Annotated in this window: 15 protein-coding genes; 4 read left to right on the forward strand and 11 right to left on the reverse strand. The window is 70.9% G+C overall.

The annotated features are described in order from the left end of the window. The first annotated feature begins 51 nt into the window (after positions 1–51). A complete protein-coding gene (locus AB5J55_RS35580) occupies positions 52–663 on the forward strand; it encodes a hypothetical protein (RefSeq protein WP_369274557.1) in 612 nt (203 codons plus the stop codon). 84 nt (positions 664–747) lie between these two features. Here the strand turns inward: AB5J55_RS35580 and AB5J55_RS35585 are convergent, their stop codons facing one another. The 3 genes from AB5J55_RS35585 to AB5J55_RS35595 form a co-directional block, all read right to left on the reverse strand. Further along, entirely contained in the window at positions 748–1581 is an 834-nt protein-coding gene (locus AB5J55_RS35585) for an aldo/keto reductase (protein WP_369274558.1), read from the reverse strand. A 95-nt stretch (positions 1582–1676) separates the two neighbouring features. After that, on the reverse strand, positions 1677–3503 hold the full coding sequence (locus AB5J55_RS35590; RefSeq protein ID WP_369274559.1) for a long-chain fatty acid--CoA ligase: 1827 nt from the start codon (positions 3501–3503) through the stop codon (positions 1677–1679). A 249-nt stretch (positions 3504–3752) separates the two neighbouring features. Next, positions 3753–5264: an MFS transporter gene (locus AB5J55_RS35595; protein ID WP_369274560.1), complete on the reverse strand. Its 1512-nt coding sequence runs from the start codon at positions 5262–5264 to the stop codon at positions 3753–3755. Between the two features lie 118 nt (positions 5265–5382). On the opposite strand from AB5J55_RS35595, the gene AB5J55_RS35600 reads away from it, so the two are divergent. Beyond that, positions 5383–6354, forward strand: a complete 972-nt coding sequence (locus AB5J55_RS35600; RefSeq protein ID WP_369276376.1) for an Lrp/AsnC family transcriptional regulator — start codon at positions 5383–5385, stop codon at positions 6352–6354. 13 nt (positions 6355–6367) lie between these two features. On the opposite strand, the gene AB5J55_RS35605 is transcribed toward AB5J55_RS35600, so the two are convergent. Continuing rightward, entirely contained in the window at positions 6368–7231 is an 864-nt protein-coding gene (locus tag AB5J55_RS35605) for a LysR substrate-binding domain-containing protein (RefSeq protein WP_369274561.1), read from the reverse strand. A gap of 190 nt (positions 7232–7421) precedes the next feature. Between AB5J55_RS35605 and AB5J55_RS35610 the strand changes: the two genes are divergently transcribed. Next, entirely contained in the window at positions 7422–8462 is a 1041-nt protein-coding gene (locus tag AB5J55_RS35610) for a bile acid:sodium symporter family protein (RefSeq protein WP_369274562.1), read from the forward strand. Here AB5J55_RS35610 and AB5J55_RS35615 read toward each other — a convergent pair. The 3 genes from AB5J55_RS35615 to AB5J55_RS35625 form a co-directional block, all read right to left on the reverse strand. Then, positions 8398–9633, reverse strand: a complete 1236-nt coding sequence (locus tag AB5J55_RS35615) for a DUF4185 domain-containing protein (protein ID WP_369274563.1) — start codon at positions 9631–9633, stop codon at positions 8398–8400. The two genes, AB5J55_RS35610 and AB5J55_RS35615, sit on opposite strands and share 65 nt — an antisense overlap. 19 nt (positions 9634–9652) lie before the next feature. Continuing rightward, the gene (locus AB5J55_RS35620) at positions 9653–11533 is read right to left on the reverse strand and encodes an exo-alpha-sialidase (RefSeq protein ID WP_369274564.1); all 1881 of its coding nucleotides are present in this window, start codon (positions 11531–11533) and stop codon (positions 9653–9655) included. A 132-nt stretch (positions 11534–11665) separates the two neighbouring features. Further along, on the reverse strand, positions 11666–12583 hold the full coding sequence (locus tag AB5J55_RS35625; protein ID WP_369274565.1) for a zinc-binding alcohol dehydrogenase family protein: 918 nt from the start codon (positions 12581–12583) through the stop codon (positions 11666–11668). A 100-nt stretch (positions 12584–12683) separates the two neighbouring features. Between AB5J55_RS35625 and AB5J55_RS35630 the strand changes: the two genes are divergently transcribed. Beyond that, a complete protein-coding gene (locus AB5J55_RS35630) occupies positions 12684–13121 on the forward strand; it encodes a MarR family winged helix-turn-helix transcriptional regulator (RefSeq protein WP_369274566.1) in 438 nt (145 codons plus the stop codon). Positions 13122–13223: 102 nt separating this feature from the next. On the opposite strand, the gene fdhD is transcribed toward AB5J55_RS35630, so the two are convergent. The 4 genes from fdhD to AB5J55_RS35650 are packed head-to-tail and all read right to left on the reverse strand — an operon-like array spanning position 13224 to position 18692. Continuing rightward, on the reverse strand, positions 13224–14072 hold the full coding sequence (fdhD, locus tag AB5J55_RS35635) for a formate dehydrogenase accessory sulfurtransferase FdhD (protein ID WP_369274567.1): 849 nt from the start codon (positions 14070–14072) through the stop codon (positions 13224–13226). Between the two features lie 8 nt (positions 14073–14080). Next, a complete protein-coding gene (locus AB5J55_RS35640; protein WP_369274568.1) occupies positions 14081–14941 on the reverse strand; it encodes a 2Fe-2S iron-sulfur cluster-binding protein in 861 nt (286 codons plus the stop codon). Next, positions 14938–16761: an NAD(P)H-dependent oxidoreductase subunit E gene (locus AB5J55_RS35645; protein WP_369274569.1), complete on the reverse strand. Its 1824-nt coding sequence runs from the start codon at positions 16759–16761 to the stop codon at positions 14938–14940. Before AB5J55_RS35645 ends, AB5J55_RS35640 begins: the two co-directional genes overlap by 4 nt. 5 nt (positions 16762–16766) lie before the next feature. Continuing rightward, positions 16767–18692 (reverse strand): molybdopterin oxidoreductase family protein, encoded by a 1926-nt coding sequence (locus AB5J55_RS35650; RefSeq protein WP_369274570.1) that lies wholly within the window; start codon positions 18690–18692, stop codon positions 16767–16769. Positions 18693–18697: the final 5 nt, after the last annotated feature.

Below are 18697 nucleotides of genomic sequence, written 5' to 3' on the forward strand. Positions count from 1 at the left end.
AAGACTGGATGCAGAGAAAATTCGTATATGCCCGGATTTCCGGGAGGTGTCATGTTCGTACGCGCTGTCTACACGACCGGTGATCCCGCGAAGATCGACATGGCCATCAGGGCGATGAACACAGAGGGGCGCGACCTGCTGGAGGACCGTCCGGGATACCGGGGAGCGAGTGTCTTCGTGGACCGGGTCCTCGGGAAACTGCTCGCAGCGAGCTGGTGGGAGTCGGAGCAGGCCCGCCGCAACAGCGACGAGGTGCTGCGCGAGCGGCGGTCGGCGATGCTGGAGCCGTTCGCGGGGACCGTGGCGGTCGAGAACTACGAGGCGTTGGTCTTCCATCAGGTCCGGCAGCCGCAGGCGGGCGGCGGACTGCGGCTCACCAGGCTGGAGTTCGACCCGAGGGACACGGACCTGCTCGCCGACACGTTCCGGGCGACGGTGGTGCCCAAGCTGGAGACGCTCCCCGGGCTCGCCAGGGCGTCCCTGATGGTCGACCGGGATCGCGGGCGCGGGATCGTCGGCGCGGTCTTCGTCGACCAGACGTCCCTGGCGGCGTCGCGGGCCGGTCAGGCGGGGGCCCGGCACGAGGGCGCGGCCAAAGCGCATGTGTCCGTGGTCGGGCTGGAGGAGTTCGAGGTCGTCCACACCGACGTGCGCGGTCACTGAGGTCGGTGACCGGGGCGATTCGTACGCGTCCGCCCGCCGCTCATACAGCTGAGCGGCGGGCGGAGTGCCGCACGGAAACGGACGTCAGGCGTCGAACGTCGCCGGGTCCGGACCGAGGCGCCGGTCCTCGTTCAGCGCGCTGATCGCCGCGAGGTCCTCGTCGTCCAGGCTGAAGTCGAAGACCCCGATGTTCTCCTTGATCCGCGACGGCGTCACGGACTTCGGGATCACGACGTTGCCCAGCTGCAGGTGCCAGCGCAGCACGACCTGCGCCGGGGTGCGGTCGTGCTTCCGCGCGATGGCGACGATCGCGGGAACCTCCAGCAGCCCCTTGCCCTGGCCGAGCGGCGACCACGCCTCGGTGGCGATGCCCTGCTCGGCGTGGAACTCGCGGGAGGCGTGCTGCTGCAGATGCGGGTGCAGCTCGATCTGGTTGACCGCAGGGATGACCGACGTCTCGTCGATCAGGTGCCGAAGGTGCTCCGGAAGGAAGTTGGAGACACCGATCGCGCGGACGCGGCCGTCGGCGTGGAGCTTCTCGAACGCCTTGTAGGTGTCGACATAGGTGCCCCGGGCCGGCAGCGGCCAGTGAATGAGGTACAGGTCGACGTAGTCCAGGCCGAGCTTGTCCAGCGACACGTCGAAGGCGCGCAGCGTGGCGTCGTAACCCTGGTCGCCGTTCCAGAGCTTGGTGGTGACGAAGATGTCCTCGCGGGGGACGCCGGAGCCGGCGATGGCCTTGCCGGTGCCCTCCTCGTTGCCGTAGATCGCCGCTGTGTCGATGCTGCGGTACCCGGCCTCCAGCGCCGTCGCGACGGCCTGCTCGGCCTCGTCGTCCGGCACCTGCCAGACGCCGAAGCCCAGCTGGGGCATCTCGACGCCGTTGTTGAGGATGATCGGGGGGACCTTGCTGCTCACGAGCTCTTGATCCTTACGGTTGTCGTCAGGTGGTACTCACCATCGTCAACGATCACGGGCGCCCATGCATTCCGGACCGGGGAAAAAGGCAGGACTCACGCCTGGTACAACGCGTCGACCTCACCCGCGTAGGCGTTCTCGATCGCCTTGCGCTTCAACTTCAGCGACGGCGTGAGCAGTCCGTGCTCCTCGGTGAACGGCTGGGCGAGGATCCGGAACGTGCGGATCGACTCGGCCTGCGAGACAAGGGTGTTGGCGGCGACGACCGCGCGCCGCACCTCGGTCTCCAGGTCGGCGTCGCGGACCAGTTGGGCGGGGGTCATCTCGGGTTTGTCGCGCATCATCAGCCAGTGCTCGACGGCCTCCTGGTCGAGGGTGACCAGGGCCGCGATGTACGGGCGGTCGTTGCCGACGACGATGCACTGGGAGACCAACGGGTGGTCGCGGACGCGCTCCTCCAGCACGCCCGGCGAGACACTCTTGCCGCCGGACGTGACCAGGATCTCCTTCTTGCGGCCGGTGATGGTGAGGTAGCCGTCCTCGTCGAGGGACCCCAGGTCACCGGTGGCCAGCCAGCCGTCGTGCAGGGCCTCGTCGGTGGCCTTCTGGTTGTTGAGGTAGCCCTGGAAGACGTTGCCGCCGCGCAGCCAGACCTCGCCGTCGTCCGCGATGTGCACGGTCGTGCCAGGGATGGGCTGCCCGACGGTGCCGTAGCGGGTGCGATAGGGCGGGTTGGCGGTCGCGGCCGCCGTGGACTCGGTGAGGCCGTACCCCTCGTAGACGTGGACGCCGGCGCCCGCGAAGAACAGGCCGAGCCGTCGGTCCATCGCCGAGCCGCCGGTCATCGCCTGCTTGATCCGGCCACCCATCGCGGCCCGCATCTTGGAGTAGACCAGCTTGTCGAAGAGCTGGTGCTGCATGCGCAGACCGGCCGACGGGCCGGGGCCGATGCCCCACGCCTTGGCCTCCACGGCGTCCGCGTACTTCACGGCCACCTCGACGGCCTTCTCGAAGGGACCGGACTTGCCTTCCTTCTCGGCCTTGCGACGGGAGGCGTTGAAGACCTTCTCGAAGATGTACGGCACGGCGAGGAAGAACGTCGGCTTGAACGCGGCGAGGTCCGGCAGCAGGGCGGCCGCGTTCATCTGCGGCTGGTGGCCGAAGCGGACCTTGCCGCGGATGGCGGCGACCTGCACCATCCGCCCGAAGACGTGCGCGAGCGGCAGGAACAGCAAGGTCGCCGCCTCGTCGCCCTTCCTGGAGTGGAAGACCGGCTCCCAGCGCTCTATGACCGTGTCCGCCTCGTACATGAAGTTGCCGTGCGAGATGACACAGCCCTTGGGGCGGCCGGTGGTGCCCGAGGTGTAGATGATCGTGGCGATCGAGTCCGGCGTGACCGCCTGGCGGTGGCGGTGGACCACCTCGTCGTCGAGGTGGGCGCCGGCGTCGTACAGCTCCTGCACCGCGCCCGAGTCCAGCTGCCACAGCTGGTGCAGCCGCGGCAGCCGGTCGATGACCGTGGCGATCGTCATCGCGTGGTCCTCGTGCTCCACGATCGCCGCCGACACCTCGGCGTCGTACAGCGTCCAGAAGCACTGCTCGGCCGAGGAGGTCGGGTAGATCGGTACCACCTGGGCGCCGATCGTCCACAGTGCGAAGTCGAAGAGCGTCCACTCGTACCGGGTACGGGACATGATCGCGACCCGGTCGCCGAACCGGATGCCGCGGGCGAGAAGGCCCTTGGCGAGGGCGAGCACCTCGTCCCGGAACTCGGCGGCGGTGACGTCACGCCAGTTCCCGTGGTCGTCCTTGCGGCCGAGGGCGACATGGAGCGGGTCCTCCTGGGCATGCTGGAAGACGACGTCGGCCAGGCCGCCCACCGGCGGTGCCAACGCCAACGGAGGGTTGGTGAACTCGCGCAAACCCCGCTCCCCGCTCCGAATGGCCTCGGCTGACGCTCCGCGCAGCGCCGTGAAAGCTACCCCACCCGCGTTTCGGACGGGAGGGGGCCGGGAATCGCCGGGCGCTCGGGTATGCACTGGTCAGCGTCGGAAAATGCGCTCACATGGGGAAGGGTCGGACAGAAAACTGACGGTTGAGTAAGTTTCGGACCCGTAATCTCCACCGAATCTGTACGACCCGATTACCCGGTACGGGCCCTGTTGATCATGTCATTCCCTGCGTGCGGCTGTCTCCTCCGTCGCTTCCTGAGTCAGCGCGCGAGAGCCCGCAGGTGTCACCGTGCTCTTCGTCACGGGCGGCCTCCTGACCAGCGCGAGGACCAGCACCCCGGCCACGGCCGCCGTCGAGCCCGCCACCACCGCCACCGCGTCGAGCCCGCCGGCGAAAGCAGCGCGCAGCACGCCCTCCCCGAAGACGTCCCGCAGCGCACCGGCACCGCCGCCCGCGAGGGCGTGGGCCGCGTCCGCGGGCAGCGTGTCCTGCATCCGCGACGTCAGCACCGTGCCGAACAGGGCGATGCCCAGCGCGTATCCCAGCTGCCGGAAGGTGTTCAGCGCGCCGCCCGCCATACCGGCCCGCTCCGGCGGTACGGCGGCCAGCGCGGCACCGGCGATGCCGGGTGACACCAGCCCCGTACCGGCACCCACCAGCACCAGCCCCGGTATCAGGGCGCTCGCCGTCGACCCGGCGTCCAGTACTGCCATGCAGTACTGGCCCGCTCCGATCAGCAGCAGCCCGCCGCCGATGGTGAGCCGCGCCGGCACCCCGTGCAGCAGCCGCCCGCCGGCCGCCGCGACCACGAACGACGCCAGCGACAGCCACAGGAAGACGGCCCCGCCGCGCACCGCGCTCATCCCGAGCAGGGTCTGCAACCAGATCGAGGTGTACGCCATGGCACCGAACGCCGCCGCGTTGAAGGCGAGAGCGCCCGCCATCACCCCCGAGAACGCCGGCCGCAGGAACAGCCGTGGATCCAGCAGCGGATCGGCGACCCGCCGCTCCACCACGAGGAAGCAGACCAGCGCCAACGCCGCCCCGGCGAACCACACCAGCGTCCCGGTCTCGCCCCACCCATGGCTTCCGGCCCGCACGGCCCCGTACGTCAGCGCCCCCGCGAACGCCACGAACGTCACCGTGCCCGCCCAGTCGATACGGCGACCGCGCGCACTCCGCGACTCCGGCACCACCCGCAGCGTCAGCCACACCGCGGCCACGCTCACCGGCAGATTGACGTAGAAGATCCACCGCCAGCCCGGCCCGTCGGTGAGCAGCCCGCCGACGATCGGCCCCACTGCGGCCGCCGCTCCACTGACCGCGCCCCACACGCCGAGCGCGACCGACCGCCGCCTGCCCTGGTACACGGAGCCGAGCAGCGGCAGCGTCGTGGCGAACATGGCCGCGGCGCCGATGCCCTGCAGTCCCCGGGCGGCGACCAGCATCCCCGGTCCGGTCGCCAGCCCGCACAGCAGCGACGCCACCGCGAAGACGACGACACCCGCGACATGCACGCGCCGCCGCCCCAGCACGTCGGCCGCGGCCCCCACGCCCAGCAGCAGCGCGGCCAGGGCCAGCGCGTATCCGTCCATGACCCATTGCAGATCGCTCAGCGACGCATCCAGTGCCCGCGCCATGTCCGGCAGCGCGACGATCGCGATCGTCACGTCCAGCAACAACATGAACGTGCCCAGGCACACTGCCGTGAGCGGCCCCCAAGTACGCATGTCCTCATCCCCTTCTGCGTGAGTTGCGTATGCCTCCGTACGATGGGCCGCGAGCGGCCGATCGCGGCTCTGTGAGGCGTCCAGGCGCCGAAACCCGACAGGAGACGGTGCCGTGAGGATGGAATCCGACATCTTCGACGAGCTCGATCTGCAACTGCTCGACGCGCTGGAGGTGAACGCACGGGCGTCGTTCGCCCAGCTCGGCGAGGTGCTCGGCGTCTCCGACCGGACCGTCGCTCGCCGCTACCGCCGACTGTGCGCCGAAGGCGGCCTCAGGGTGGTCGCCGTGCGCGACGCCGTGCGCCTCGGCCAGGACCAGTGGACGCTCCGGCTGCGCTGTGTCCCGGACAGCGCCCAGGCCATCGCGGACGCCCTCGCCAAGCGGCCCGACACCAGCTGGATCGGCATCGCCTCCGGCGGCACCGAGGTCATTTTCGGCACCCGTCCGCGCAGTCCGGGCGACCGGGACGACCTGCTGCTCGGCAAGCTGCCGCGCACGCCGCGCGTCCTGGAGATCAGGGCCTACCAGCTACTGCACCGCTTCTACGGCGGGCCGACGGGCTGGCTCACCAAGTTCAGGATGCTCACCGACGACCAGAAGGCCGCGTTGCGCAACGGCCCCGTTTCCGCCGGACCGGCCCGCATCGACCCGGAGGACGAGCCGCTCGTGGCCGTCCTGGAGCACGACGGACGCGCCGGCCACCCCGAACTCCAGCGCGCCACGGGCCGCTCGGAGTCCGCAGTCAAGCGCCGCCTCACCGCGCTGCTGGCGTCCGGGGCGGTGTACGTCGACGTGGAGTACAACTCCGAGACCATCGGCTATCCGGTCGGCGCCGTTCTGTGGATCACCACCACCCCGGCGGCCCTGACCGCGGTGGGCGAGGCCCTCGCCACCCACGACGAGATCGCCCACGCCGCGGCGACGGCGGGGCCGTGCAGCATCGTGGCCACGGCGGTGGTGAGGAACACGGCGGACCTGTACGCGTATCTGAGCGGGCCACTCGGGCGGCTGGAAGGCGTACAGCACGTGGAGTCGTCGGTGTTTCTGCGGCGTGTGAAGCAGCTGACGTATCAGCGCCCGACGCGCTGAAGCGCCCCGCGCCCTATCGGCGGTGCAACCGGTCCCCGCCCGCCAGAATCGCCCCCGCCAACGCATCCGCGGCCCCCTGAGCCGCCGTCCGGCGCCGGCCGTGCACCAGCACGAAGTCGACCCGCCCCAATTCGGGCAGCCCGGACCGGTCGGGCACCCGCACCAGGCCCGGCGGAATCAGGCCCCGGGAGTGCGCCATCACGCCGAGCCCGGCCCGTGCCGCCGCGATCAGCCCGTTGAGGCTGCCGCTCGTGCACACGATCCGCCAGTCACGCCCCTGCCGCTCCAGCGCCTCCAGCGCGAGCGCCCTGGTGATGCCCGGTGGCGGATAGACGATCAGCGGCACCGGACGGTCCGGCTCCAGGCGCAGCCGCTCCGCGCCGATCCACACCAGCCGGTCGTGCCAGACCAGGTCGCCCCGTCGGTCCTCCGGCCGCCGCTTGGCCAGCACCAGGTCCAGCTTCCCGGCCTCCAGTTGCTCGTGCAGGGTGCCGGAGAGTTCGACCGTCAGCTCCAGGTCGACCTCGGGGTGGTCGTGGCGGAAGCCCTCCAGGATCTCCGGCAGACGGGTCAGCACGAAGTCCTCGGACGCGCCGAAGCGGAGCCGGCCGCGCAGCCGGGTGCCGGTGAAGAACGCCGTCGCCTGCTCGTGCACCTCCAGGATCCGCCGGGCGAAGCCGAGCATCGCCTCGCCGTCCTCGGTCAGTTCCACGGAGTGCGTGTCCCGGGTGAACAGCGGCCGCCCGGTGACGTCCTCCAGGCGCCGTACGTGCTGGCTGACGGTCGACTGGCGCAGTCCGAGGCGGCGGGCGGCCTGAGTGAAGCTCAGGGTCTGCGCCACCGCGAGGAACGTGCGCAGATGGGACGGGTCGTACATGCCCCGAGCCTAGCGGGGTTATCGCGGAACGTGATGACAGTCAGAGTGGTATGCCGGATTCCCGATCGCTGATCGCCGGAGGACGATGGAGAGGGCACGTCCGTGCCGGGAACCCGAAGTTCAGCGAAGCGACAGCCGTACGACAGCGAAGTAGTGGAGCACAGTGAAACGCCTGCAATGGCCGCGTTGGATGCCGATCGACCCGTACATCCTGCTGCTGCTCGGGACCGTGGGCCTCGCGGCCCTGTTCCCGGCGCGCGGGACGGCCTCCGACGTGGCGTCCGGTGCCTCCACGGCCGCGATCGCCTTCCTGTTCTTCCTCTACGGTGCCCGCCTGTCCACCCGTGAGGCGATGGACGGCCTGAAGCACTGGCGGCTCCATGTCACCGTCCTGGCCTGCACCTTCGTCGTCTTCCCGCTGTTGGGGCTGGCGGCGCGCGGGCTTGTCCCGGTGCTGCTGACGGACCCCCTCTACCAGGGCCTGCTCTTCCTCACCCTCGTCCCGTCGACCATCCAGTCGTCGATCGCCTTCACCTCGATGGCCCGCGGCAACGTGCCCGCGGCGATCTGCGCGGGCTCCTTCTCCTCCCTGGTGGGCATCGTCATCACCCCGCTCCTCGCGGCGGCCGTGCTCGGCGGCAGCGGGGGCGGCTTCTCCGCCGACTCGGTGGTCAAGATCGTGCTGCAGCTGCTGGTGCCGTTCGTGGCCGGGCAGTTGCTGCGCCGCTGGATCGGCGGCTTCGTGACCCGGCACAAGAAGGTCCTCGGGCTCGTCGACCGCGGCTCGATCCTGCTGGTCGTCTACACCGCGTTCAGCGCGGGCATGGTCCAGGGCATCTGGCACCAGGTGAGCGCGATCCGGCTGGGCGGGCTGCTCGCCGTCGAGGCGGTGCTGCTGGCCGTGATGCTGCTGCTGACCTGGTACGGCGCCAAGGCGCTGCGCTTCGACCGCGAGGACCGCATCGCGATCCAGTTCGCCGGCTCGAAGAAGTCCCTCGCCGCCGGACTGCCCATGGCGAGCGTCCTGTTCGGCGCGCACGCCTCGCTGGCGGTCCTGCCGCTGATGCTGTTCCACCAGATGCAGCTGATGGTGTGCGCGGTCATCGCCAAGCGCCGGGCCCGCGACGCCGAGGCCCGCGAAGCCGAGGGCGCCGCACCCGGCCCGGTCACCGCGTCTGTGCCAGCCGCAGAGTCACGAACCGCGGTCGGTACAGGGACACGTTCCGGCTGAGCTGCGCCGCAGCGCCGCCCGTCTCCAGCCAGTTCACGTCGTAGCTCAGGACGAGGCGTCCGCCGTCGCTCAACTCGGGGTGGGCCTGCGGGTTGTAGGCGGCGACCTGGCCGCCCTGCGGCAGCGCCGGGCTGAAGTCCTTCGTCGGCCCGTGCCAAGGGCCGGCGGGGGAGCACGCCCAGTACGACGTGACGGTCGTCAGCCCCTTCGTGCCCGCGGCCATCGTGAACAGGACGTACGTCCCCCGCACCCGCACCACCGAGAAGGCACTACCCACGCCCGTGCGCTGCCCGTCCCCGAGCACCGCACGCGGCCGGGCACCCGACCCGGCCCACTCGGAGCCGTTCCAGTACTGCCAGGCACCCGGCTCGGCGAGCCTGCCCTCGGGGACGCGCGCCACGTAGGCCTGCGAGGCCGGCCGGGACGCGGCCTGACCGTCGTCGCCGCCGAAGACATACGTCCAGCCGTCCTCCTCGACCAGCGTCGTCCCGAACAGGACACGCCGGGAGGGGTCCGGCACCAGCTGCTGGTCGAGAACCTTCACCACCGACTCGACCCGCAGATCGGGCAGCGTGAGCGTGGCGACCTCGGTGGCGGTGGGCACGCCGAAGATCCAGGGCGGCTGCCCGGCCGCGCGCACCCACAGCAGCACCCGCAGCACCCGCTCCGACGAGCCGGGGGAGCGGGGCTCGACGCGGGCCGAGACCGGCCAGCGCCACTGGTTCGGGGCGGGGTCGGGGAAGAGCGGCGTGGCCAGCGTGCTCTCCAGGCGTCCGTCGCGCATGACGATCGCCGAGTTGCGCACCAGGGGAGCGGTCGCCTCCCGCCAGGTGTGGGACTCGCCGAACGGGTTGGGCGGTGAGTACACCTGGCCGAGGTAGGTGTCCGAGAACAGCCACAGCACCCGGCCGTCCGGCAGCCGTACCGAGTGCGTGCCGTCGCCGCCGGTCCAGTCGTCGGTGCGGGACGGGTTGTCGCCGTACCGGGCGAATTCGCCGGTGAGCCTGTCGTCGGCGGACCAGGCCGCGACCGAGCGCGGTGCGCACGCGCCACCGCCCTCCCGTTCGCCGTCGTCCGGGAGGGCGGTGAGCAGCACGGCCGCGAGAACCAGGGCCAGCAGTATGCCGAGGCCGGTTCCCGTGCGCTGCCGTGCTCGTGCGTCGTCGGGCACGCCCGGGACGTTAGTGGCCTCAGCGCACTTGGTCCATGGGCAGCCACAGGACGGTGTCGGAGGTGGCCGAAGTCCTGCCGGTCGTGCGGGCCCGTGCCGCGGCTGTGAGCTCCGAGTCGCCGAGCGCCCGATTCCACACGTGGACGTCGTCGATGGCGCCGGTGAGGAACGCCCTGCTGTCCATGCGCTGGCCGACATGCACGCCGAACGGCGAGTTACGGCTGACCGAACCGGCCACGTCCGTGGTGCTGATCGCCCTGCCGTCGACGAACAACGTCAGCCGGCCACCGCCGCGCCGCAGCGCGAGGTGGTGCCACTCGCCGTCGTTGTGGGCGTCCCCGGCCCACACGGACGCCGTCCGCACCGTCCCGAAGCCCTCCCGGGTGGTGATCAGGCCACGCACCCGGTCGCTGTCCGGCTCGCCGCGCAGCCAGATCTGGGGCTGGGTGCTGCCGATCCCGCCCATCCACAAAAACGGCTGTTCGCCGGAGGCTGCGGAGTAGCGGAAGAACAGCGAGACCGTGAACTCACCGGTGCCGAGCGGGAGTCTGGACCGGTACGGCAGCCGTACGGCGTCGTTGTCGCCGTCGAACTCGAAGGCATTGCCGAGCACGCCGTCCGTGACCTCCGGCCCGCCGAGGACCGTCGCGCGCGGTGCGCTCGGGGCGAGGTCCAAGGTGGTCGGATCGGCACCGCGCCGCGGTCCCAGCCAGTCCTCGTTGAAGCGGGCGAAGCGGATCTCGTCGCGCGCGTCGACGGCCCCGCCCTCGTACATGAGGCCCACCGTGGACGCGTCCACGTCCACCATGTCGGAGTAGCCCGACCAGTCCTTGGTGACGACCTTGCCGCGGTCCGCGCTGTCCCAGGTGGCGCCGCCGTCGTACGAGGACCTGACCATCATGGTCCGCCGGCGGTCGGGGTCGCCGGGGGCGGACAGCAGCATCCGGTTGCCCAGTTGGAGCGTGGCGCCCTGGACCTGGGGCGTGTAGAGGTCCGGAATGTCGCGGAACGGGCCGGTGAAGGTGGAGCCGCCGTCCTTGCTGTACGTCTGGCTGCGATGGCCGAGATCGGTGCCGTCCTGTTCCCTGCCGCTGATCAGGATCGTGCCGTCCGTGCGCTCGGTGAGGGTCACCTCGGACGGCTTCTGCCGGAAGGTGCCGTCGGCGGAGATGGGCCAGGAGTCGGTGGCGCCGACCTTCCAGGTGTTGCCGCCGTCGTCGCTGACGATGAGCGCGGCGTGGTTGGCGCTGACCCGACTGCCGTCCCAGGTCTCGGTGTTGACCCCGAAGACGAGCCGGCCGGCGTGCGTGCCCTTGGTGAGCTGGATGCCGTGCACGGGGCCGGTGGCGTACCAGGAGTTCCACTCCTTGGGCAGTATCTGGTCGCTCAGATCGCGCGGCGCCGACCAGGTCGCGCCGTCGTCGTCGCTGTACTGCAGATGAGGGGTGCGATCACACGGCACGGCGCAGCTGCCGCTGTCCGTGCGGCCCGTGTTGTACGTTTCCGCCAGCAGGATGCGGCCGGTCTCGCGGTCCACGATGGGTGCCGGGTTGCCGTGCGTGTCGCCGGCGCCCTCGTTGACGACCTGGAGCGGCCCCCAGGTGCGGCCGCCGTCCGTCGACCGCTTGAGCACGATGTCGATGTCGGCGGCGTCGCCGCAGTTGAGCACGCGCCCTTCGGCGAACGCCAGCAGCGTGCCGTCCTTGGACTTCACGATCGCCGGAATGCGGAAACAGGCGTACCCGGGATCCTGGGACGCCTTGAAGAGGACCTGCTGCTCGAACGACGGTGTCTTGGTGGCCGGTTGGGACTCGGCCGGACTTAACGTCGCGGCCGTCGCGAGGGTGGCGACGGCCGCGACGAGGGCAGCTCTGAGACGTGCGCGAACTCTTGAAGGCATGGTGCGGCCCGCCCCTTCATCGTCTGGTCATGCGTCCAGGCATCCGAACATTCGGACATCCCACGTCCAAAGTGCGCATCACAGACGTTAGTTGGGCTATCGCACACATCACAAGAACCGTGCACGTGTCACTCACGCATGGAGTACTACTTTCCCTCGGTTGGCCCGCGTCTCGACCGCCACATGGGCCTCGCGGGCCTCCTCCAGAGTGAACTTCCCGTGCACGGCAGGCTTGATGGTGCCTTCCTCGAACAGCTCCCACAGCTCCCGTCGCCACCGCTCGTACAACTCCGGCTCGCCCCGAGCGATCCGGGCCATCTGGAATCCGACGACGGACTTGGCGCCTGCAAGAAGGTCGTATGCCTGGATTGTCCCGCCGCCCGAACTGTAGGCCACGAGCCGCCCGCCCGGCGCGAGCGCCGCGAGGGCCGGGCTCAGCAGGTCGTCGCCGACGGCATCGAGGACGTAGTCGACAGGGTCCCCCCAGCCCTCGTCCCGGTACGTGACCACCTCGTCGGCGCCGACGGAGCGCACGAAGTCCGCCTTTGCCGGATCGGAGACGGCGCCCACGACCCGTCCCGCGCCCCGCACCCGCGCCAGCTGCACGGCCAGGTGTCCGACCCCGCTCGCCGCCGCGGTGATCAGTGCCGCCTCCCCGCGCCGCGGCCGGGCGGCTTCCAGGGCGCCGAGCGCCACCAGGCCGCTGCGGACGAGGGCGACCGCGTCGACGGCGGTGGCGGTGTCGGGAATGGGGGAGGCCATGTCCTCGCGCAGGACCGCGTAGTCGGCGTAACCGTGTCCGAAGCACAGGCCGGTCACGCGGTCGCCGGTGCGGAAGCGGCCGACTCCGGCACCCAGGGCCACGACCTCGCCCGCGACCTCGCCGCCGAGTGGGACGGGCTCGGCCGTCTCGGTGACCTTGCGGACCACGGGGAGCGTGACGCCGACGGCCTCGCTGCGGACGAGCAGCTCGCCGGGGCCCGGTTCCGGGACGGGGGTCTCCTCCAGGAACAGGGGACCGCCGGTGGATTCGTAGCGGACGCGGCGCATCGCACCTCCAGAAATCATTGGGATCACCAACGGTTTGAGCGGCGCTGACGCCAGCCGTCGGTCATGGGGAAGTCCAATGAATTGCCGATAGGGTGCCGGCATGCCCGAAGCTCCGCTGCCCGCGATCCGCTCCCTCCCCAGCTGGCTGCTCGGCCGAGCGGCAGCGCGGGGGCGTTCCCTGGTGGCCGAGGCGCTCGCGGCCGAGGGGATGAAGATGTGGCACCACGTGGTGCTCTCGGCCGTCCGCGACCTCGCCCCCGTGGCGCAGGCGGATCTCGGCCGCAGCGTCCGGCTCGACCCCAAGGACTTGGTCGGGATCCTCAATGACCTGCAATCGGCCGGCCTCGTCCTGCGCGAGCCGGACCCGAACGACCGGCGCAAGAACGCGGTCTCCCTCACCGACGGGGGCGCACGCTTGTTGGAGCGCTGTGAGAAGGCGGCCCGCGAGGCCAATGACGCGCTCCTCGCCCCGCTGTCACGTGCCGAACGTGACCGGTTCATGGACCTGTTGATCCGGATCTCCGGCACCCGGAGCTGAGCGACGGTCCTGCGCGAGCCTCGGGCTGAGACGGGGCCCCTGTACGGCGCAGGGGGCGCTCCCCGCCGGTCGGGGCCCCGCCGCCGTGTCGCGGGGAGCCTGTCAGGCCTGGGCGGCCGCGGTCCGCAGGGCCAGCCGGTGTTCGCCCGCGTACACGTTCATGGAGCTGCCCCGCAGGAAGCCCACCAGCGTCAGCCCCGTCTCCGCGGCCAGGTCCACCGCGAGCGACGAGGGCGCCGAGACCGCCGCGAGCACCGGGATCCCCGCCATCACGGCCTTCTGCGCCAGCTCGAAACTGGCCCGCCCGGAGACCAGCAGGATCGTCCGGGACAGCGGCAGGTCCCCGTTCTGAAGGGCGCGCCCGACCAGCTTGTCGACCGCGTTGTGCCGGCCCACGTCCTCCCGGATGTCCAGCAGCTCGCCGTCCTCCGAGAACAGGGCCGCCGCGTGCAGGCCCCCGGTCCGGTCGAAGACCCGCTGGGCCGCGCGAAGCCGGTCGGGGAGGCTCGCGAGCAGTTCGGGTTCGACCCGGACCGGGGGAGTGTCGGCTATCGGCCAGCGGGCCGTCGTGCGGACCGCGTCGAGGCTGGCCTTGCCGCACAGGCCGCAGGACGAGGTCGTGTAGACGTTCCGTTCGAGTGTGATGTCCGGGATCTGCACGCCCGGCGCGGTCCGCACGTCCACCACGTTGTACGTGTTGGAGCCGTCCACCGTGGCGCCCGCGCAGTACACGATGTTCTGCAGATCGCCCTGCTCGGCGAGGACGCCCTCGCTGACCAGGAATCCCGCCGCCAGCGCGAAGTCGTCGCCCGGGGTGCGCATGGTGATCGCGAGCGGCTTGCCGTTCAGTCTGATCTCCAGCGGTTCCTCGGCGACGAGCGTGTCCGGGCGCGTGGAGACGGCCCCGTCCCGGATGCGGATCACCTTGCGTCGTTCCGTGACTCGTCCCATGTCGTGTCTCAGCCCCGGTTCTGTACGTGCTGGTAGCCGAAGCGGCCCTTGATGCAGAGGTTGCCGTGGGTCACCGGGTTGTCGTGCGGTGAGGTGACCTTCACGATTTCATTGTCCTGCACGTGGAGCGTGAGGTTGCAGCCCACTCCGCAGTACGCGCACACGGTGGTCGTCTCCGTCTGCGCGGACTCGTCCCACGTGCCGGCCGCCCGCATGTCGAACTCCGACTTGAAGGACAGGGCCCCCGTCGGGCACACCTCGATGCAGTTCCCGCAGTACACGCACGCCGAGTCGGTCAGCGGGGCGTCGTGCTCGACCGCGATCCGGGCGTCGAAGCCGCGGCCGGCGACGGAGATCGCGAAGGAGTTCTGCCACTGGTCGCCGCACGCGTCCACGCACTTGTAGCAGAGGATGCACTTGTCGTAGTCGCGCACGTACAGATCGTTGTCGACCTTGGGTTCCTCGTTGAGGCGGGCCGCGTCCGGGCCGAAGCGGTCCGGTTTCGCCTCGTACTCCTTGATCCATTCGGCGACTTGTGGAGTCGTCGACAAGTCGACCGAGGACGCTAGGAGTTCGAGGACGACCTTACGGCTGTGACGAGCCCGTTCCGTGTCGGTACGGACCTCCATGCCGGGCTCGGCCCTGCGGGAGCAGGCCGGGACCAGGGTGCGGGACCCCTCCACCTCGACCACGCACACCCGGCAGGCGTTCTTGGGCGTGAGCGTGTCGCCCTGGCAGAGGGTCGGCACGTCCTTTCCGGCGGCCCGGCACGCGTCGAGGATCGTCGAGCCCTCAGGAGCGCGCACCGGCTCCCCGTCGATCGTGAACTCCAGCAGCCGGCGAGGGATCCCCAGCGGTATCGCGGTCATTCGTACGCCCCCAGACGGTCGATGGCGGATTCCACGGCGTTCCACGCGGTCTGCCCCAGACCGCAGATCGAGGCGTCCCGCATCGCGCGGCCGACCTCCCTGAGCAGGGCGATGTCATCGGCGGCCGCCGCGCCCGTGCGCTCCACGATCCGGTGCAGCGCCTCCTCCTGCCGTACGGTCCCGACCCGGCACGGCACGCACTGCCCGCACGACTCGTCGCGGAAGAACTCGGCGATGCGCAGCAGCAGCCGGGGCAGCGGGACCGTGTCGTCGAAGGCCATGACCACACCCGAACCGAGTGTGGTGCCCGCCTCCCGCGTGCCCTCGAAGGTCAGCGGGATGTCCAGCTCGTCGGCCCGTACGAAGCCGCCCGCCGCCCCGCCCAGCAGCACCGCCCGCAGCCCGTCCCGCGCCCCGGCCAGTTCCAGCAGCTCACCGAGCGTCGCGCCGAACGGGAGCTCGTAGATGCCCGGTCGCGCGACACTCCCCGACACGCAGAACAGCTTCGGGCCGGTGGACCTCCCCGTCCCGATCGCCGCGTACGCCGGTGCGCCCATGGTCAGGATCGGCAGGACGTTGACCAGCGTCTCCACGTTGTTCTCGACCGTAGGCTTGCCGAACAGGCCCTTCTCCACCGGGAACGGCGGCTTCGAGCGCGGCTCGCCGCGGTAGCCCTCGATGGAGTTGAAGAGAGCCGTCTCCTCGCCGCAGATGTACGCCCCCGCCCCCCGGCGGATCTCGATGTCGAAGGCGTATCCCTGGCCGAGGATGTCGTCCCCGAGCAGTCCACGCGCGCGTGCCTGCGCCAGGGCGTGTTCCAGACGGTGCAGGGCGCGTGGGTACTCGCCGCGCAGGTACAGGTATCCCCGGTGCGCGCCGGTGGCGTACGCCGCGATCGTCATGGCCTCGACCAGCGCGTACGGGTCGCCCTCCATGAGCACGCGGTCCTTGAAGGTGCCCGGCTCGGACTCGTCCGCGTTGCAGACGACGTAGTGGGGATGGTCGGGCTGCGACGCCGTGGCCTGCCATTTGCGGCCGGTGGGGAAGGCGGCGCCGCCGCGCCCGACCAGGCCGGAGTCGGTGACCTCGCGGATGACTCCGGCGGGGCCCAGCTCGAAGGCCCGGCGCAGGGCGGTGTAGCCGCCGTGGGCGCGATAGTCGTCCAGCGACGACGGGTCGACGACTCCGACCCGGCGCAGCAGGATCAGGTCGTCGCCGCCCGCCTGGGGAACCGCCAGCGCCGCCGGCGGCTCCTCGGGCGCCGAGTCCGGCGCGCTCGCGGCGAGAACGGCGTCGTGCACCGTCGCCGGCGCCGAGACCGCCGTACGCACCGGATCCCCGGCCTTGATCGCGAGCGCCGCCGGAGCCCGTTCGCACAGGCCCAGACACGGACTGCGCTGCACGCTCACCCCGCTGCCCAGGCCGAGCCGCGACTCGATCCCGGCGCACAGCCCGCTCGCCCCGGCGGCCGCGCACGCGAGGTCCGTGCAGACGTGGAGCACGGTGGCGGGGCGCGGCTTGACCGAGAACATGGCGTAGAAGGTGGCGACGCCGTACGCCTCCGCCGGCGGCACGGTCAGCCGCCGGCACAGGTAGTCGAGGGCGCCGTCGCTGATCCAGCCGACCCGGTCGTTGATCGCGTGCAGCCCCGGCAGCAGCAGGTCGCGGCGGTCCCGGGCCTCCCGGCCGCCCCGTGCCCACCTCAGGTCCGCGTCGGAACGGTCGGCGCCCTCCCAGGAGGACTCCGGCGGGCCGAGCAGGGCGTCGACGGCGGCCCGTTCGTCGTCCGTCGGTTTGCTGTCGCCGAAGTGCAGGTCCACTTATGTCACCTCACGATGGTCGCGACGGGGAGCTTCTCGATCCGGATCGCCGAGGCCTTGAACTCCGCCGTCCCCGCGATCGGGCAGTTCGCCTCGATCGTCAGCTGGTTGGTGTCCACCTCGTCGGGAAAGTGCATGGTCATGAAGGCGAGCCCCGGCCGCAGCGCGGTGTCGATCCACACCGGCGCGACGACCGAACCCCGCCGCGAGCTCACCCGGACCTCCTCGCCGACGACGACCCCGTAGCGCTCGGCGTCCTCCGGGCACAGCTCCACGAACTCGCCACGCCGCAGCGGGGAGGCGAAACTCCCGCTCTGGACACCGGTGTTGTACGAGTCGAGCCGCCGCCCGGTGGTGAGCCGGATCGGGAACTCCTCGTCGGTGAGGTCGACCGGCGGATCGTGCTGGACGATCCCGAACGGCGCCGGCATCCCGCGCCGGCCCGGGTCCGGCTCCCACAACCGCCCGTGCAGATAGGTCGGTTCCAGCTGCTCCGTGCTCGGGCACGGCCACTGGATGCCCTGGTGCTCCTCCAGGCGCTCGTACGTCATCCCGTAGTGGTCCGGCGACACCGACCTGAGCTCGTTCCAGACGGCCTCGGAATCGGCGTACTTCCACTCGTGGCCGAGCCTGGCCGCCAGCTCGCAGATGATGTCGATGTCCTCGCGCGCCTCACCGGGCGGGGTGACCGCTCGCCGGACGCGCTGAACCCGTCGTTCGCTGTTGGTGGTGGTGCCCTCGGTCTCTGCCCAGCCGGCGGTGGCCGGGAGGATGACGTCCGCCAGCTCGGCCGTCCTCGTCAGGAAGATGTCCTGGACGACGAGGAAGTCCAGCTGCCGCATCCGCCGTACGGCCTGCTCGCTGTCCGCCTCCGACTGCGCCGGGTTCTCCCCGATGCAGTAGACGGCCTTGAGCGTGCCCTCCTCCATCGCCTCGAACATCTCGGTGAGGTTGAGGCCGTAGTGGGGCTGGATGACGGTGTCCCAGGCCGACTCGAACTTCAGGCGGGTGTCCGGGTCGAGGAGGTCCTGGAAGCCGGGGAGGCGGTTGGGGATGGCGCCCATGTCGCCACCGCCCTGCACGTTGTTCTGCCCGCGCAGGGGCTGGAGCCCGCTGCCGTAGCGGCCGACATGCCCGGTCAGCAGCGACAGGTTGATCAGCGCGCGCACGTTGTCGGTGCCGTTGTGGTGCTCGGTGATGCCGAGGGTCCAGCACAGCTGCGCGCGCTCGGCGCGGGCGTAGGCGTGGGCCAGCTCGCGGATGGCGGCGGCCGGTACGCCCGTCACCTTCTCGGCGAGGGACAGCGTCCACGGCTCGACGAGCGCCTTGTACTCCTCGAAGCCGCTGGTCGCACGCTCGATGAACGCCTCGTTGGCCAGGCCCGCGTGGATGATCTCGCGGCCGATGGCGTGCGCCATCGGGATGTCGGTGCCGACGTTCAGGCCGAGCCAGCTCTCCGCCCACTCGGCGGTGGAGGTGCGGCGCGGGTCGACGGCGTACATGCGGGCGCCGTTCCTGATCCCCTTCAGCGCGTGCTGGAAGAAGATCGGGTGCGCGAAGCGGGCGTTGGAGCCCCACATCACGATGACGTCGGTGTGCTCGATCTCCTCGTACGAGGAGGTGCCCCCGCCCGAGCCGAAGGCCGCCGACAGGCCTGCCACGCTGGGCGCGTGGCAGGTGCGGTTGCAGGAGTCGACGTTGTTGGTGCTCATCACGACGCGGGCGAACTTCTGGGCGACGTAGTTCATCTCGTTGGTGGCCCGGGCGCAGGAGAACATGCCGAACGCGCCGCGGGCCGCCGCAAGGCCGCGGGCCGCGCGGTCCAGCGCCTCCTCCCAGCTCGCCTGCCGGAACGGCTCGTCGCGGGAGTCCCGGACGAGCGGGTGCGTCAGCCGGGTGTACGTCTTCGGAGTACGGTCGCGTTTGCTCATACGGC

Source organism: Streptomyces sp. R11 (genome assembly GCF_041051905.1).
In the GTDB taxonomy this organism is placed as follows: domain Bacteria; phylum Actinomycetota; class Actinomycetes; order Streptomycetales; family Streptomycetaceae; genus Streptomyces.

What these genes read in the sequence shown, in the direction of transcription:
- AB5J55_RS35640 (WP_369274568.1), bottom strand. Translation starts at nt 14,941, where the DNA reads ATGACCGCGATACCGCTGGGGATCCCTCGCCGGCTGCTGGAGTTCACG.
- AB5J55_RS35605 (WP_369274561.1), bottom strand. Translation starts at nt 7,231, where the DNA reads ATGTACGACCCGTCCCATCTGCGCACGTTCCTCGCGGTGGCGCAGACC.
- AB5J55_RS35620 (WP_369274564.1), bottom strand. Translation starts at nt 11,533, where the DNA reads ATGCCTTCAAGAGTTCGCGCACGTCTCAGAGCTGCCCTCGTCGCGGCC.
- AB5J55_RS35625 (WP_369274565.1), bottom strand. Translation starts at nt 12,583, where the DNA reads ATGCGCCGCGTCCGCTACGAATCCACCGGCGGTCCCCTGTTCCTGGAG.
- AB5J55_RS35600 (WP_369276376.1), top strand. Translation starts at nt 5,383, where the DNA reads ATGGAATCCGACATCTTCGACGAGCTCGATCTGCAACTGCTCGACGCG.
- AB5J55_RS35650 (WP_369274570.1), bottom strand. Translation starts at nt 18,692, where the DNA reads ATGAGCAAACGCGACCGTACTCCGAAGACGTACACCCGGCTGACGCAC.
- AB5J55_RS35595 (WP_369274560.1), bottom strand. Translation starts at nt 5,264, where the DNA reads ATGCGTACTTGGGGGCCGCTCACGGCAGTGTGCCTGGGCACGTTCATG.
- AB5J55_RS35610 (WP_369274562.1), top strand. Translation starts at nt 7,422, where the DNA reads ATGCCGATCGACCCGTACATCCTGCTGCTGCTCGGGACCGTGGGCCTC.
- AB5J55_RS35580 (WP_369274557.1), top strand. Translation starts at nt 52, where the DNA reads ATGTTCGTACGCGCTGTCTACACGACCGGTGATCCCGCGAAGATCGAC.
- AB5J55_RS35630 (WP_369274566.1), top strand. Translation starts at nt 12,684, where the DNA reads ATGCCCGAAGCTCCGCTGCCCGCGATCCGCTCCCTCCCCAGCTGGCTG.
- fdhD (WP_369274567.1), bottom strand. Translation starts at nt 14,072, where the DNA reads ATGGGACGAGTCACGGAACGACGCAAGGTGATCCGCATCCGGGACGGG.